Origin of the sequence: Mesorhizobium sp. M0293 (genome assembly GCF_040321735.1) — a bacterium.
Lineage (GTDB): Bacteria > Pseudomonadota > Alphaproteobacteria > Rhizobiales > Rhizobiaceae > Mesorhizobium.
Genome location: NZ_JAMYSA010000023.1, coordinates 26412 through 40957, shown reverse-complemented (window position 1 = coordinate 40957; position 14546 = coordinate 26412). Strand labels below are relative to the sequence as shown.

General features: G+C 62.1%; 14 protein-coding genes. 8 read left to right on the top strand and 6 right to left on the bottom strand.

The window, feature by feature from the left end; all coding sequences use genetic code 11:
• The first annotated feature begins 63 nt into the window (after positions 1-63).
• Positions 64-654, top strand: coding sequence for a TetR/AcrR family transcriptional regulator (locus tag NKJ06_RS11570; protein WP_352809813.1), 591 nt, complete (start codon positions 64-66; stop codon positions 652-654).
• A gap of 341 nt (positions 655-995) precedes the next feature.
• On the opposite strand, the gene NKJ06_RS11565 is transcribed toward NKJ06_RS11570, so the two are convergent.
• The 5 genes from NKJ06_RS11565 to NKJ06_RS11545 all read right to left on the bottom strand — a co-directional run bounded on the left by NKJ06_RS11565 (position 996) and on the right by NKJ06_RS11545 (position 6459).
• Positions 996-2018, bottom strand: coding sequence for a LacI family DNA-binding transcriptional regulator (locus NKJ06_RS11565; RefSeq protein ID WP_352809811.1), 1023 nt, complete (start codon positions 2016-2018; stop codon positions 996-998).
• Positions 2019-2105: 87 nt separating this feature from the next.
• Positions 2106-2897, bottom strand: a complete 792-nt coding sequence (locus tag NKJ06_RS11560; protein WP_352626443.1) for an ATP-binding cassette domain-containing protein — start codon at positions 2895-2897, stop codon at positions 2106-2108.
• A 3-nt stretch (positions 2898-2900) separates the two neighbouring features.
• Entirely contained in the window at positions 2901-3887 is a 987-nt protein-coding gene (locus NKJ06_RS11555) for an ABC transporter permease (protein ID WP_352626444.1), read from the bottom strand.
• Positions 3888-4004: 117 nt separating this feature from the next.
• Entirely contained in the window at positions 4005-4940 is a 936-nt protein-coding gene (locus NKJ06_RS11550; RefSeq protein WP_352626445.1) for a substrate-binding domain-containing protein, read from the bottom strand.
• Between the two features lie 367 nt (positions 4941-5307).
• A complete protein-coding gene (locus NKJ06_RS11545; RefSeq protein WP_352626447.1) occupies positions 5308-6459 on the bottom strand; it encodes a fumarylacetoacetate hydrolase family protein in 1152 nt (383 codons plus the stop codon).
• 215 nt (positions 6460-6674) lie between these two features.
• Between NKJ06_RS11545 and NKJ06_RS11540 the strand changes: the two genes are divergently transcribed.
• The 6 genes from NKJ06_RS11540 (at position 6675) to NKJ06_RS11515 (ending at position 12810) form a co-directional block, all read left to right on the top strand.
• On the top strand, positions 6675-7958 hold the full coding sequence (locus NKJ06_RS11540; RefSeq protein WP_352626449.1) for an NAD(P)/FAD-dependent oxidoreductase: 1284 nt from the start codon (positions 6675-6677) through the stop codon (positions 7956-7958).
• A gap of 99 nt (positions 7959-8057) precedes the next feature.
• Entirely contained in the window at positions 8058-8942 is an 885-nt protein-coding gene (locus NKJ06_RS11535) for an ABC transporter permease (RefSeq protein WP_352626450.1), read from the top strand.
• Positions 8939-9802 carry an ABC transporter permease gene (locus tag NKJ06_RS11530; protein ID WP_352626452.1) on the top strand — a complete coding sequence of 288 codons (864 nt, stop codon included), beginning with the start codon at positions 8939-8941 and terminating at the stop codon, positions 9800-9802. Before NKJ06_RS11535 ends, NKJ06_RS11530 begins: the two co-directional genes overlap by 4 nt.
• Entirely contained in the window at positions 9787-10857 is a 1071-nt protein-coding gene (locus NKJ06_RS11525; RefSeq protein ID WP_352809810.1) for an ABC transporter substrate-binding protein, read from the top strand. The genes NKJ06_RS11530 and NKJ06_RS11525 overlap by 16 nt, the downstream gene beginning before the upstream one ends.
• Positions 10858-11126: 269 nt before the next feature.
• Positions 11127-11735 (top strand): cupin domain-containing protein, encoded by a 609-nt coding sequence (locus NKJ06_RS11520; protein ID WP_352626455.1) that lies wholly within the window; start codon positions 11127-11129, stop codon positions 11733-11735.
• Positions 11725-12810, top strand: coding sequence for an ABC transporter ATP-binding protein (locus tag NKJ06_RS11515; protein ID WP_352626456.1), 1086 nt, complete (start codon positions 11725-11727; stop codon positions 12808-12810). Before NKJ06_RS11520 ends, NKJ06_RS11515 begins: the two co-directional genes overlap by 11 nt.
• A gap of 484 nt (positions 12811-13294) precedes the next feature.
• Here the strand turns inward: NKJ06_RS11515 and NKJ06_RS11510 are convergent, their stop codons facing one another.
• Positions 13295-13999 carry an SOS response-associated peptidase gene (locus NKJ06_RS11510; RefSeq protein ID WP_352626457.1) on the bottom strand — a complete coding sequence of 235 codons (705 nt, stop codon included), beginning with the start codon at positions 13997-13999 and terminating at the stop codon, positions 13295-13297.
• Between the two features lie 187 nt (positions 14000-14186).
• Here NKJ06_RS11510 and NKJ06_RS11505 point away from each other — a divergent pair, with 187 nt between their 5' ends.
• Positions 14187-14540: a SnoaL-like domain-containing protein gene (locus NKJ06_RS11505; protein ID WP_352626459.1), complete on the top strand. Its 354-nt coding sequence runs from the start codon at positions 14187-14189 to the stop codon at positions 14538-14540.
• Positions 14541-14546 lie beyond the last annotated feature (6 nt).

Sequence of the window (14546 nt, the reverse complement as noted above, 5' to 3'; positions counted from 1 at the left end):
AGACCGGTAACACCCTAGTCAAGAGGCGTACCGAGGGATTTTTGGGAAACCAAGGAGGTTTTGATGGAAGACGGCACTGTGGAGCGCGCTCGCCCCCGGGACAGGATCCTGGAGACGGCGCAGGACATGTTTCACAAGCATGGCATCAAGGGCGTCGGCATCGACGCGATCACTGAGGCCGCCGGAACCAACAAGATGACGCTCTATCGTCATTTCGATTCAAAGGACGACCTCATCATCCAATGCCTGCGCGCCACCGCCCGCAAGGCTGGTGCAATGTGGGAAAAGTTCGAAACCGAGCACCCTGGCGACAAGCTGGCACAACTGCATGCCTGGGTCCGGGTCGCCGCCGATATGCTCAGGGCGGATGGCCGCGGTTGCGATATGGCCAATGCCGCCGTCGAACTCAGCGAGACCGATCATCCGGCCAGGCGCGTGATCAAGGAACTCAAGGAAGCTCAGCGCGATCGCCTTGTGACGCTGTGCAGGGATGCCGGCATCGGCCAGGCCGAGCTGCTAGCCGACACGCTGTCGCTTCTGCTTGAAGGCGCTCGTGTCAGTGTTCAGAGCGTCGGCACGGAAGGCCCGAGCGCGCAGTTCGTCCGCATGGCGGAAGGGCTGATCGTCTCCTTCAGGGGCACCGCCGCCGGCTGAAGTTTTACTGCGGCAGCTTATGGCCTTTATTCAATTTTGCGACCCGAGGGCGAGCGATGTCTCGCGTCTTTTGACGTGAGCAATGTTGCAACCGTCGCCAGAACGAAAAAAGCCCGCTGCCGGGAGGAGGTGGCAGCGGGCTCGATTTCGAATGTGGCGCGGGAGGAGGTGCACCCCACTCAGCGTCGGCATCGCATCTGGGAGGAGTAGATGGCCGACAACCAGAACCTACGATTTGCCCAATGATTCGGCAATCATGAATCCTGCATAGCTGCTGTGCAGATTTGCCGTGTCAATTATCATACAAATCCGGAAATAGGCTCTTACCAAGCCGCTCCGCCTTACTGCACCGGCACGTTTTCCCTGAAGATCAGTCTCGGTTCGATGAACTTCCGCGTCAGATAGGGCGCCGAGGATGCAATCGAGCCGAGCAGGCGAATGACCGACTGTTCCGCGATCAGCCTGGCATTCTGGTCGATGACGACGTCGAGCAGGTCGTCGACGAGATGGCCGCGAGTGTCCTTGGTGAGGTCGTGGCAGATGAACACCGGCTTGCGGTTCGGCCTGGCTTCCCGGATCGCCCTTGCAACGCCCGAGTGTCCGGCTCCGACGCAATAGATGCCGAGCAGTTCCGGCTCGTTGTGCAGCGCCTTCATGGTCTCGGCATAGCTGACATCAGGCTCGTCGTTGATCTCGACGGCGCTGCTGATGGTCAGGTTGGGAAACTCTTCATTGAGCACCGAGCGGAAACCCATTTCGCGTTCCTCGTGGCCGCGATAGGAGCGTGAGCCGACGACCATCGCCAGATGGCCTGTGCGGCCGCCAAGGAAGCGTCCCATCAATAGCGCCGCCGTTCGTCCCGCCACCCGGTTGTCGATGCCGACATAGGCCGAGCGTGGGGCCGCCGGAACGTCCGACACCAGCGTCACCAGGCGCATGCCGGCGTCGACGATGTCGCGCAGGATGTTGCGCGTACGCGGATGATCGACGGCGATGACACCGACGCCATTGGCCCTGAGCGAGAGGTTTTCGACGGCGGTCTGCAGCGCGTTCGGCGAGATACCGGCGAGGTTGTGGATCCGGCACGAGGCGACAAGCGGCAGGCGCGCGGCATAGTCCTCGATGTGCCCGGCGAGATCGCGCATGAAGGCATTGCTGCCAATCGGCAGCAGGAATTCGAGGTGGGCGGGCCGCGAGGGAAGCGTCACCTGGTCGGCGACCGGCAGATAGCCGAGCTGCTTGGCTGCCTCCATGACCCGCTGCCGGTTGGCGGCGCTCGCACCCGGCCGGTTGTTGAGCACCCTGTCGACGGTTGCGGTCGACAGCCCGCAATTGCGCGCGATATCGGAGACGGTGGCTTTCATGCCGCAATCCTATGCACCGATGCGATGCCGCGCCAGACGAGCGATGCGATCTGAGGTGACGGATGATTGCCGCCCATCCCCTGATAGTCAGTGCGATGGCTTGCCATCGGCGATGGCATCGCGGATTTCCTTGTCCGACATGCCGGTGATGATCCGTTCGACCTCCGCCACGCTGGTTTTCTTCGGGTCGATATCGTCGGCGACCACCTTGCCCCGGCGCATGACGACGATGCGGTCGACCACCTGGAAGACATGGTGAATGTTATGGGCGATGAAAATGCAGGAGTGACCGGAATCGCGGGCGTTGCGCACGAAGCTCAGCACGCCTTGCGTCTCGGCGACGCCGAGATTGTTGGTCGGCTCGTCGAGGATGATCAGGTCGCTGTCGAAATGCATGGCGCGCGCGATCGCCACCGCCTGGCGCTCGCCGCCCGACAGCGAGCCGATCGGCGTCGTCGGCGGGATGTTCTTGGAAATGCCGACCTGCTTGAGCAGGTCGCGGGCGACCACGTTCATGGCGTCCTGGTCCATCCGGTTGAGGAAGCGCGGCGGCTTGATCGGCTCGCGCCCTAGGAACAAATTGCGGGCGATCGACAATTGCGTAACCAGCGCCGAATCCTGGTAGATCGTTTCGATGCCCTGGGCGATAGCGTCGCTGGTGTGGCGCAAATTCACCTTCTTGCCGCGGATGAAGATGTCGCCGCTGGTCAGCGGCACAGCCCCCGAAAGCACCTTGATGAGCGTCGACTTGCCGGCGCCATTGTCGCCGAGCAGGCCGACGATCTCCCGTTCGTTGACATGGAAATTGGCATCCACCAGCGCCTGCACGCGGCCATAGGACTTGCGGATGTTCTGCATGCGGATCAGTGGCTCGGCCATGGTTCAAGTCCCTGCCTGATGCCGGCGTTCCAGCCATGAATGAAGCGCCATCATGCCAAGGATGATCGCGCCGATGAAGATGTTGTAGGCAAGGCCGGGCACGCCGATCAGCACGATGCCGTTGCGCATCACCCGCAGGATCAGGATGCCGAGCACGGTGCCGATGATGGTGCCGCGCCCGCCGGTCAGTGCCGTGCCGCCGATCACCACCATGGCGATGACCTCCAGCTCATAGCCGGTGCCGCTGTTGGGATTGGCCGCCGAGGTGCGTAACGAAGAAATGACGCCGGCGAGCGAGGCCATGACCGATGACAGCACGAACAGGCCGATCTTGACGCCGCTGACATTCACGCCGCGGGCGCGTGCCGCATTGGGATTGCCGCCGGCCGCCTGGATCCAGTTGCCGGTCCTGCTCTGTGTCAGGACATAGCCGAGCGCTATTGCCGCAGCGATGAACCAGAACAGCGACATGTAGATGCGGAACGGCCCGATGAAGAAGTCGCCGACCAGCGCCTCCGCCAGCCAGCTGCCTTCGGCGCTCCAGGTGCGCTGCGGAAAACCATCAGTGACGAACAAGGCGGTGCCGCGCACCACCAGCAGCATGCCGAGCGTCACCAGGAAGGACGGGATCTTGAGTTGCGTCACGAACCAGCCGTTGACCAGCCCGATGAAGGCGGCAACCAGCAGTGCGGCGACAAAGCCGACTTCCAGCGATGTGAGGCCGCTGTTGAACAGCGTCCACATCAGCACCGGCGAGAAACCGAACAGCGAACCGACCGACAGGTCGAATTCGCCAGACGTCATCAGCAGCGTCATCGCCAACGCGATCAGGCCGAGTTCAACCGTGAAGGCCAGCGTGTTGGAGATGTTCTGCGGCGACAGGAAGTCGTGATTGAGGCCCCAGAAAACGGCGATCTCGACGACGAGCAGCACGAAGGGGCCGAATTCAGGCCGCGCGACCAGGTGTTGGATGAGCGAACGATTTTCCACGAGCAACCCGCGACATGAGTGGAAAGGCTGAGCCTTGCACATTCGCGTGCGAAGGCTCGGCGAAAATGGAACGTCAGTCGCGACCGCCGGGGCGGCCGCGACTGTTGAGGCGGGATCTTATTTGCCGGACAGGATGTCGTCGTAGACCTGCGCGGTGTCCTTTTCGTAGAGCGCGCCGGTGATCACGTTGAAGCCCGGAGGGATGCCGCTGGCGGCCATATTGGCCAGCGAAAGCGCGACATAGCTGGTCGCCTGCGGATCCTGCCACTGGCCGGCATTGACGTAGCCGTTCAGCACTTCCTGGGTGGTGTCGAGCGAGTTGCCCCAGCCGACCACCGGGATTTCGCCCGGCTTGATGCCGGCCTGGTCGAACACCCGCTTGATCGAACCGGTGACGAGATCGCCGAGACCGATGATCGCCTTGACCTTGGCCTTGTTGGCGGTGAGGTAATCGACCATGCGGTTGATGGCTTCGGCCTGGTCGAGCGTCGCTTCGGTGATTTCATAGGTGATGCCGAGCGGCTCGAAGACGCTCTTGATGCCTTCTTCCTCCTGCACACCATAGGTGGCGCCCGGGATCTCGACCGGCATCCAGACGAAGTCGCCCTTCTTCACCAGGCCCTTGTCGACCAGATACTGCGCCCAGTGCTTGCCGAAGGTGACATTGTCGCCGCCGACATAGGCGTTGAAACTCGCCTTGGGATCTGGCGTGTTGAAATTGATGATCGGAATCTTGGCGGTGTTCGCTTCCTTGGCGATCTCGATCAGGCTGCCCGGATCGGGGCTGGTCGTGACGATACCGTCGGCCTTGGCGGAGAGGGCTGCGCGCACAGCTTCCTGCTGCGAGGCAACGTCGCCATTGTGGAACGAGGTGTTGACGGTGTTGCCGGTGTCCTTGGCCCATTGCTTGGCGCCGGCGAGGAAGTAGGTCCAGACCGGATCGGCCGGGCCACCATGCGAAATCCAGTAGAACGTCTTGGCCTGTGCCGCTGCCGGAACAATCGTCAGCGCCACCAACAGGCCGTATAGAACGAGTCTTAGCCGTGTCAGCATTTGATTTCCTCCCGTTTGTAGATGGTCAGTTCTCAATCCGTCCTTGTGTTCCGGCAACAGCCGGATTGCGTCTTTTGCCAGCGCCGGTTGGATGCGTGAGAGCATTCCCTTTTTCGACGGATGGCAAGCCTCCATCTGCAGATGTAGTTGGCGCCTGACGGGGCGCCATCAACGGTCCCATCAGATTGCATCAGTTGAGGTGATTTTCCGACTGTCGGATAATTGGCGTCGAGGCTTAGCCGAGCGGATAGTCCTTGCCTCGGGCCGCGATAGCGCAACCAGTGCCGATATGGATGACGCCGGCGGCCACCCCACGCCTATCCGGACCGGCGTCAACAACCGCATCCTGGCTGGGGTATCAAAGATGCTAGATGAGATCGGCCTTCGCCAGTTCCCGCATCAGATGGCTGGCGCCATAGGTCCAGTGCGGGCAATCGGGCGACAGCCGCACCCGGTTGACCAGCGCACCAAATTTTTCCGACGAGATGGTGACGATGTCGCCGACCTTGTGGGTAAAGCCCTTGCCCTTTTCGCCGCGATCCTTCGACGGCACGAACATGGTGCCGAGATAGAGCGCCAGCCCGTCCGGATACTGATGGTGCGGCCCCATGGCGGCGGCCACCAGCTCTTCCGGCGAGCGGCTGATCTCGGCCATCGAGCTTGCGCCCTCCAGCGAGAACCCATCCTCCCCCTCGACCTTCAGGCGCACGACGGCCCGCTTGACGTCGTCGATCGAGAATTTGTCGTCCAACAGGCGGATGAAGGGGCCGAGCGCGGCCGAGGCATTGTTGTCCTTCGCCTTGCCGAGCAGCAGCGCCGAACGCCCTTCGACGTCGCGCAGATTGACGTCGTTGCCGATGGTGGCGCCGACGATCCTGCCGCTGCTGGCGGCGATCATGGCGATCTCGGGCTCCGGATTGTTCCAGGTCGACACCGGGTGCAGGCCGACATCGGCGCCGAAGCCGACCGAGGCCATCGGCTGGCACTTGGTGAAGATCTCGGCATCGGGGCCTATGCCTACTTCCAGATATTGCGACCAGGCGCCGCGCGCGATGAGCTTGGCCTTGATCTCCATCGCTTCGGGCGAACCGGGCTTCAGCTTCGACAGATCGTGGCCGATCAGTCCGGCAATGTCGGCGCGGATGGCATCGGCTTTTTCAGCCGAACCGCGCGCCTGTTCCTCGATCACCCGTTCCAGCAGGCTGACGACGAAGGTAACGCCCGAGGCCTTGACCGCCTGCAGGTCGACCGGCGACAGCAAATACGGCTTTGCCGGATCGCGCCTGGTTTCAAAACTGTTGGCGGCGATGTCATCGAGCGACCCGATCGGTTTGCCCCTGGCCGAGCGGACGTGCCCTGCCGGATCGGCCATCTCGCAAAGGTCGCGCATGGTTGGCGCTGTGCGCGACGTGATGTCGAAGACCGTGCCGTCGCGCACCGTGACCACCAGCGGATGCGAGGCGCTGCGGGCGCGGCCGACAAAGAGCCCCTCAGTCGGCAGGTGCGTCTGGTTCGTCATGGCGTTTGGTCCTCTGAAATGATCGACAATGCGGCTGGCTGGATCGGCGCGGCACTTTCACCGGATTCCCTTCAAAGGTCTATCCCGTCGCTGGCGATCGAGATTCCAGCTTCTGATCATCTGTCGGGTTCACAGACGACAACTGAAGTGCTCTTTCAAAAATATGAAATCGTCACTACAATTTTCACCGACCCGCAACGCATCCAGGTGACCCTTTGCCCGCACCATTCTCCGATCCCATCTGGCGCAAGCCGCAGTCAGATTCCAGGTTTCAATCGCTTTTTCCAAGCGGTGATCGTGTCGATGTCGTGGTTGTCGGTGGCGGCATCTTGGGCCTGTCGACGGCATTGCATGCTGCCCGGCTTGGCCTGTCCGTGCAGGTGTTGGACGCCAGCGAAATCGGCCAGGGTGCATCGGGGCTCAATGGCGGGCAGGTCATTCCCGGCCTGAAATACGATCCGGAATGGCTGCTGGAGCATTTTGGCCCGGAGCGCGGCGAGACGCTTGTCAACTTCGCCGCTTCGACCGCAGATACGGTCTTCGAGCTGATCCGGGACGAACGGCTGGCGGTCCCCTTTGTTCGCAAGGGCTGGATTCAGGCGGCGCACACCGAGGTCGCGCTGAAAGCGGCGGCAAACCGCGACCGGCAATGGCGGGCGCGCGGCGCCGATGTTAGACTTTTGAGCGCGACGGAGATCGCGGCGATGACCGGCGCGCGCGGTTATCTCGGTGGCTGGCTCGATCGCCGCGCCGGTGTGATCGATCCGCTCGCCTACACGTCGGAACTCGCTCGGGCAGCAGTGGCGGCAGGTGTGCTGATAGCCGAGCGCCATAAGGTCGTGCGGCTCACCAATGCCGCCGGTTTTTGGCGTGTTTCGACCGAAAATGGCCCGGAATTGCAGGCAAAGGCAGTCGTGCTGGCGACCAATGCCTATACGGACGGTCTGATCCCCGGTCTCGCCGAGACGATCGTGCCGTTGCATTCCTTTCAGATCGCCACAGCGCCGCTGTCGCCCAATCTGGCGGCCACGATCCTGCCGGAAGGACAGGCGGTGTCGGACTCCAGGCGTATCCTCGTCTATTATCGCAAGAGCGCCGACGGCCGGCTGGTGCTTGGCGGGCGCGGGCGCATGGCGCTGCCGACCAGCGAAGGCGACTGGGCACACCTCGAGCGGGCACTGCGGCGGCTCTATCCCATGCTGTCCGACATCGCCATCGAGAAGCGCTGGTTCGGCCGGGTGGCGATGACGCCGGACCACCTGCCGCACATTCACGAGCCCGAACAGGGCCTGTTGGCCGTGGTCGGCTGCCAGGGTCGCGGCGTCGGCCTGATGACAGCGCTCGGCGAGCGCCTCGCGGGCTATCTCCAAAGTGGCGATGCCAGGCAATTGCCATTCCCGCTCTCGCCGATCCGGCCGATCCCGTTCCACGCCTTCCGGCAGGTCGGCGTCGCCGCGACCATCGCCTGGTATCGCCTGCTCGATGCGCTGGAGCGCTGACCACGGCAATTCATGTAGGTTTCGGTTGGGGATTCCGCTTGACAGTTTCATGAATATGAAAAACTCTAGGATAATTTCAAGTTTTCGATTGGCAGGTCGATGTCGACCCTAGTTGCAACCCCAGCGCCAGAAGCCCGGTCGTCATCTGGCTTCCGGGTCGCCATGCTGCTGCCGGGCGCGTTGGTCACCTTCCTGCTGATCCTGTTTGCCCTCGGCCTCGTGCTTTTCCTCGCCTTCCGCAGCAATGACGGTTCGCTGCTCGGCGCCGGTTTCACCGTGGCGAATTTTGTCACCGTGGTGTCCGATCCGCTGTACTGGACGGTCACACTGCGCTCGCTGATCATCGCCGCTCTGGTCACCCTGGCGACCGTCGTCACCGCCTATCCCGTCGCCTACTATCTCGCCTTCCACGCCGGCCGGCGGCGCGGCCTGCTGCTGTTCCTGGTGACGCTGCCGTTCTGGACCAGCTATCTCTTGCGCGTCTTCGCTTGGAAGATCGTGCTCGCCTATAATGGCGTGCTGAACTCGGCGCTGATCGAAAGCGGCATCTGGTCCGAGCCCACATTGGCTTTTCTCAACACGCCGGCCGCTGTCGTCGTCACGCTGGCGCACGCCTACGCGCCCTTCGCCATCCTGCCGATTTACGTGGCGCTGGACACCATCCCGAAATCGCTGATCGAGGCCGCTTCCGATCTCGGCGCGCGGCCATTCACCTCTTTCCGCCGTGTCGTGCTGCCCAATTCGATGCCGGGCGTGCTGGCGGCAGCCCTCGTCGTCTTCGTGCCGACGGTTGGCGATTATGTGACGCCCGCTCTCGTCGGCGGCCCGGCCAGCACCATGATCGGCACGCTGATCCAGGCGCAATTCGGCAAGGCCAATGACTGGCCGTTTGGCGCCGCTCTCTCTGTCGCCGTCATGCTGGTTATCCTCTGCGTGGTGCTGGTCGCGCGTTTCGCCGACCACAGATTTGGCAGCCGCACATGAGCACCGTCCAGATCCAGCAGGGCGGCCGCTGGCTTGGCGCCTACGTCATCGCCTATCTGGTCTTTCTCTATCTGCCGGTGCTGCTGATCCCGCTGTTTTCCCTCAACAACTCGATCCAGGCAGCGTTTCCGCTGCAGGGCTTCACCTTGCAATGGTATGCGACTTTGTTCGGCAATTCGGCGCTGACCGGTGCGCTCCTGAACAGCCTCGCCATCGGTGCCATTGCCGCCACGGGGGCGACGCTGTGCGGCATCACCGTGTCCTACATGGATCTTTATGGCCGCTCGCCGCTGGCCGCCACCATCAGCGCCATTGCCCGGCTGCCGATCCTGATCCCCGGCGTCATCGTCGGCATATCGCTGCTGATCCTCATCAATCTCATCGGCCTCGGGCCATCACGCGTCGCCATCGTTCTTGGGCACATATTGGTGGCGCTGCCAACAACGGTGGTGATCATGCGCAGCCGCTTCGCCGCCATCCCCAAAACCATTCGCGAGGCGGCTCTCGATCTCGGTGCCTCCGACTGGACGACGTTCCGGCGGGTCATGCTGCCGCTTAGCCTGCCGGCCATCATCTCTGCCTTCATGCTGGCCTTCCTGATCTCCTTCGACGAATTCATCGTCGTCTTCTTCCTCGCCGGCACCGAGCCGACGCTGCCGCTCTACATCTGGAGCCAGCTGCGCTTTCCAAAGTCGCTGCCGACGGTCATGGCGCTGGGCACCTCGATCCTGGCGGTGTCCTTCGTCATCGCTGCAGCAGCCGAGATCTTGCGCCATCGCGGCTTGTCCGCACCGGCGCCCGCCGATCCATCACAACCAAAACAAACCAAGAGAGGAGAACTGCAATGGCATTCGACCTGAAATCGATCTCTGCAAAGACTGTTTGCGCTGGATTGACGGCGTTCGCGCTGGCGCTGTCGTCGACCGTGGCTTTCGCCGGCGACAAGCTGCAATATTTCACCTGGTCGGGCTACGAACTGCCCGACTTCAACAAGAGCTTCCTCGCCGCGCACCCCGATGGCGTCGAGGCCTCGATCTTCGGTGACGATGACGACGCCTTCACCAAGGTCAAGGCCGGCTTCCGCCCCGACATTGCGCATCCCTGTTATGACAAGGTGGCGCGCTGGAACAAGGAAGGCCTGCTGCAGCCGATCGACACCAAGCGCATCAAGAACTGGGATTCGATCTTCCCGGTGTTCAAAAACCTGCCCGACCTGCAGGCCGGTGACGGCAAGGTCTGGATGGTGCCGTGGGACTGGGGCAACACCTCGATCCTCTACCGCACCGATCTGGTGAAGAACCCGGAAGCGAGCTGGAATCTCCTGTGGGACAAGCAGTATGCCGGTCGCATGGCGACCATCGACGCCGTGCATGACACGCCCATCGTTGCCGCACTGCTGGCCGGCGTCAACCCGTTCGACATGACGCCTGCCGAGATGGACAAGGTGGCCGAGAAGCTGCGCGAGCAGCGGCCGCTGCTTTCCAACTACACAACCGATATGACCTCGGTCGAACAGGCGCTGGCCAGCGGTCAGCTGGTCGCCGCCATGACCTGGAACGCGTCTGCCACCTCGCTGAAGAAGCAGGGCGTGCCGGTCGAGTTCATGAAGCCGAAGGAGGGCATGCTGACCTGGGCCTGCGGCTTCGTCATGCTCAAGGACGCCAAGAATGTCGATCTCGCCTACGATTTCATCAACAGCCGGTTGGATGCCGACTCCGGCAAATACCTGATCGAGGCCTATGGCTATGGCAGCTCGCTGAGTTCCGCCTTTGCCACCGTGCCGAAGGAGGAACTGGAGAAGCTGCAGCTGCCGTCCGATCCGGAAGTGATGCTGAAGACCACCATCTTCACCGGACCGATGAAACAGAATGACGACCTCGCCAAGATGTTTGAAAAGGTGAAGGCTGGCGGGTGAGCTTAGGCGTCCCCTTCTCCCCTTGTGGGGTGAGCAGCCGGTTCGCGTAGGCGAATTCATCGTGCCAGTGGCACGATGAAAGGCCGGCGAACGCCGGGACGCTGCGAAGCAGCGGGGACCCGGCAGGGTGGATCGACTAGCCACGCCCGGCCCTTCGCAGGCTCAGGGCGTTCGAAGCTCGAAAAGCCAAGCAATTGGCTTTTCGTTCGCTGCGCGAACCGCTTCTCACCCCACAAGGGGAGAAGGGAAAAGCAAACAAGGACCGACCAATGGACATGCTGGACGAAGCGGCTGAGAAGCCGAAGGACGATGCCGATGTGCGGGTCGGCCGGCGCGTGCGGGCGCTGCGGCTCGAGCGCAACCTGTCACTAGCCGATCTTGCGGCAAAAGCCGGCGTGTCGATCGGTGCGTTGAGCCAGATCGAGCGCGGCATGTCCTCGCTGCGCGTCAAGGTGATCTGGCCGCTCGCCGCTGCCCTCGACATCGAGCCGTCGGCGCTGATCGCCGACGGCAACGATGCCGTCAACGATCTCTATTGCGTGCGCGCCAACAGTCGCCGTGCCATCCCGGTCAAGTCGGAAGGCATTGCCAAGGCGTTGCTGTCGCCGCCTGGCGCGACTCTGACCGGCATGCTGGTGACGGTGGAAGCCGGCGGCGGCACCGCCGAGGCCTATGCCCATGCCGGCCATGAATTCGGCTTCGTCCTGTCGGGCGAGGTCGAACTGGTGGTGGATTCGACGAAATACGTGCTGAAGAGCGGCGACAGCTTTGCCTTCAAGAGCACGCTTTTGCACGCCTTCCGCAATCCGGGCACCGAGCGCTGCCAAATCCTCTGGGTCAACACCACGAAACCGTCCGAGGTTCGCGATGGCGCCTGATCCACTTGTGCGGCTGCAGGCGGTTTCGAAGGTTTTTCCCGGCGGCATTGTCGGGCTCGACGCCGTCGATCTCGATATTATCAGCGGTGAGTTCATTACACTGCTCGGGCCGTCGGGTTGCGGCAAGACCACCAGCCTGCGCGTCATCGCCGGTTTCGAAAGCCCGTCGAGTGGCAAGGTGCTGCTCGACGGCTGTGATATCACGGCGCTGCGGCCCTACGACCGGCCGGTCAACACCGTGTTCCAGGATTACGCGCTGTTTCCGCACATGAACGTTGAAGAAAATGTCGGCTTCGGCCTGTCGCTGCGCAAGCTTTCAGGCAGCCAACAGGCAAAACGCGTCGGCGAAGCGCTCGACATGGTCGGCCTCGCCGACAAGATCGGCGCCCGCGTCTCCGAATTGTCGGGCGGCCAGCGCCAGCGCGTCGCACTTGCTCGAGCCATCGTCTGCGAGCCGCGCGTGCTGCTGCTCGACGAGCCGCTGTCGGCGCTCGACGCGCATCTGCGCGAACAGATGCAGGTCGAATTGAAGCGGCTGCAATCGCGGCTTGGCACCACCTTCGTCATGGTCACCCACGACCAGACCGAAGCGCTGTCGATCTCCGACCGCATTGTCGTCATGAACAAGGGCCGCATCGAGCAGATCGCACCGCCGGCCACACTCTATGACCGGCCTGCCACCACATTCGTCGCCAGCTTCATAGGCACGATGAACCTGCTGCAATCGCGTTTCATCAGCCGCGACGGCGATCGCTTGCGTTTCACCGCCGGCACCCTGCCGCTGGAAGCCACGTCCGAAGCAGGCGACGTTCCCGTCGAAGGGGCCATACGCACCGTCGGGGTGCGGCCGGAGGATCTCCTGGCGACGACCGAAGCCGCAGCCGGCACGGCGCCGGCGCGCGTCAACAGCATCGTCTTTCACGGCCGAACGCTGCGCCTGCACGCCGAACTCGGGCCGGGCGCACCTGTTGTCATCGACGCGCCGCGCCAGGCCGAGGGTTTTCAATTCAGCGTCGGCGACGTGGCGCATATCAGCCAGCGCCGTGGCGCCAACTGCCCTATGCTACCAGGCTAGTTCATCGACGTAACGACCGAAGCACGCGTCTGCCGTTCGGCAGCTACAAGCTTGGCCCGCTTATGTGGATCTTCCTGCCGGTTGTGAACAACCAAGAACACGGAATTGACTGACAAGGAGTATATTCCTAAATCTAGCCGATGCCGGAACCTAGCAGCCGACCGCGCCGAAATGTGCAGACGCTGTGCCTCGCGCACGAAGTCGGGCAGCTCATTCGTGTCCGGTGCCGGCACTGCAACATCACTCGTCACTATCTACCCGGCGATCTCGCAAAGCTTGTAGGTGACATTCCCTTTTGGGACGTCGAACGGCATATGCGGTGCGAGCACTGCAAGCTTCGTGAGCTTGATGCCAGCATAATTTTGCCGAGCGCTGCTGAGCGTTTGAAAATTCGGGTCAGACGCCTTGTCGAAATCCGTATGGTTCGTCGGGTTATCTGGCGAGACGACGATTAAGGAAGCGGCTGATATGTCGATCCTGCAGCCTAGAACAGAGACCCTTGAGTTGGCACCTGCTGCGGAAACTTGATCTGTGTGGCTGGCTTCTCAACAATCATCAATGCATCGTCCGGCGCTGTCCGCTGCAAATGCCTCGCTTCTGCCCACGGCGCTGTAAGCCAGGCCTCGGCCTCCTCCGGCGTGGTCAGGATAACGGGCATAGCCTTCTCATGGATCGGCGCGATGACGGCGTTAGGCTTGGTTGTCATGAAGGCAAATAATTCGAAGTCGCCAGGACCATCCTTGACCTTTCTCACGCCCTGCCAACGGGTCCAGAACCCAGCGAAGAAGAACAGCGGCCGGCTCTCGTTACGCGCAAACCAGTAATTGCGCTGGATGTCTGTGTCTGGGTCTTTGTCGTTCGGGGTAGGGCTGGGTTCGGCAAAGCTGGTCACCGGCACGACGCATCTATGCTCGATGCCAACAAACTGTTGCCAGTGCGAATATTGCGGATTGCGAACGTTTGTCGTGCCGTAGTCCGCCTTGCCTTTCATGCGTTCAGGCGGCGTTGGCAAACCCCAAAGCAGCTTCGCCAACTCACGCTCGCCGTCCACCGTGTTGCGAACGACTAGGCCAGGCTGATTGGGATAGACGTCAAGCGAAGGTTCAAGGTTGCCGCTGATATCGCGCAGCGTGCGCGTCCATTGACGGACCGCCTCCTGCGTCGTGGTGATATTGTAGAGGTTGCACATGCACCTAGCATTGCGGAATTGGCTTGTGTCTGCAACCGAAGTCGCTGTCGGCGCTCCTGCAAATCGTCGTCGCAAAGCCACGCTATATCCATCGTCCTGACACGGATTGTCAGCTACGACCGGCCAGACGGTGGCAGGCCAACAAGCCGTCCCCTACTTGCATGACGTCTGAACAGGAGGAACACAAATGACCATCGCGGAAATTGCCAAGGATTTCACCGAACTCCTACAGCAGGGCGACCACGAAGCTGCTGCTGAAAAGTACAATGCCGACGATATCGTCAGCCTCGAAGCCATGGAGGGGCCGATGGCCATCTCTCGTGGCAAGGAGGCTCTCAGGCAGAAGGGCCAATGGTGGCAGGAGAACAACGAAGTGCATGGTGGCTCGGTCGAAGGCCCCTATGTCAATGGCGACCAGTTCGCGGTGCGCTTCAAGTTCGACATCACGCCCAAGGCTACCGGCGAGCGTGTCACCATGGATGAAGTTGGTCTCTACACGATCAAGAACGGCAAGATTGCCGAAGAGCGTTTCTACTACTAGGGCGAG

Coding starts and splice junctions, on each gene's coding strand:
- NKJ06_RS11530 (WP_352626452.1), top strand. CDS start 8,939: ATGAGCACCGTCCAGATCCAGCAGGGCGGCCGCTGGCTTGGCGCCTAC.
- NKJ06_RS11515 (WP_352626456.1), top strand. CDS start 11,725: ATGGCGCCTGATCCACTTGTGCGGCTGCAGGCGGTTTCGAAGGTTTTT.
- NKJ06_RS11560 (WP_352626443.1), bottom strand. CDS start 2,897: ATGGCCGAGCCACTGATCCGCATGCAGAACATCCGCAAGTCCTATGGC.
- NKJ06_RS11525 (WP_352809810.1), top strand. CDS start 9,787: ATGGCATTCGACCTGAAATCGATCTCTGCAAAGACTGTTTGCGCTGGA.
- NKJ06_RS11505 (WP_352626459.1), top strand. CDS start 14,187: ATGACCATCGCGGAAATTGCCAAGGATTTCACCGAACTCCTACAGCAG.
- NKJ06_RS11565 (WP_352809811.1), bottom strand. CDS start 2,018: ATGAAAGCCACCGTCTCCGATATCGCGCGCAATTGCGGGCTGTCGACC.
- NKJ06_RS11520 (WP_352626455.1), top strand. CDS start 11,127: ATGGACATGCTGGACGAAGCGGCTGAGAAGCCGAAGGACGATGCCGAT.
- NKJ06_RS11510 (WP_352626457.1), bottom strand. CDS start 13,999: ATGTGCAACCTCTACAATATCACCACGACGCAGGAGGCGGTCCGTCAA.
- NKJ06_RS11550 (WP_352626445.1), bottom strand. CDS start 4,940: ATGCTGACACGGCTAAGACTCGTTCTATACGGCCTGTTGGTGGCGCTG.
- NKJ06_RS11535 (WP_352626450.1), top strand. CDS start 8,058: ATGTCGACCCTAGTTGCAACCCCAGCGCCAGAAGCCCGGTCGTCATCT.
- NKJ06_RS11545 (WP_352626447.1), bottom strand. CDS start 6,459: ATGACGAACCAGACGCACCTGCCGACTGAGGGGCTCTTTGTCGGCCGC.
- NKJ06_RS11570 (WP_352809813.1), top strand. CDS start 64: ATGGAAGACGGCACTGTGGAGCGCGCTCGCCCCCGGGACAGGATCCTG.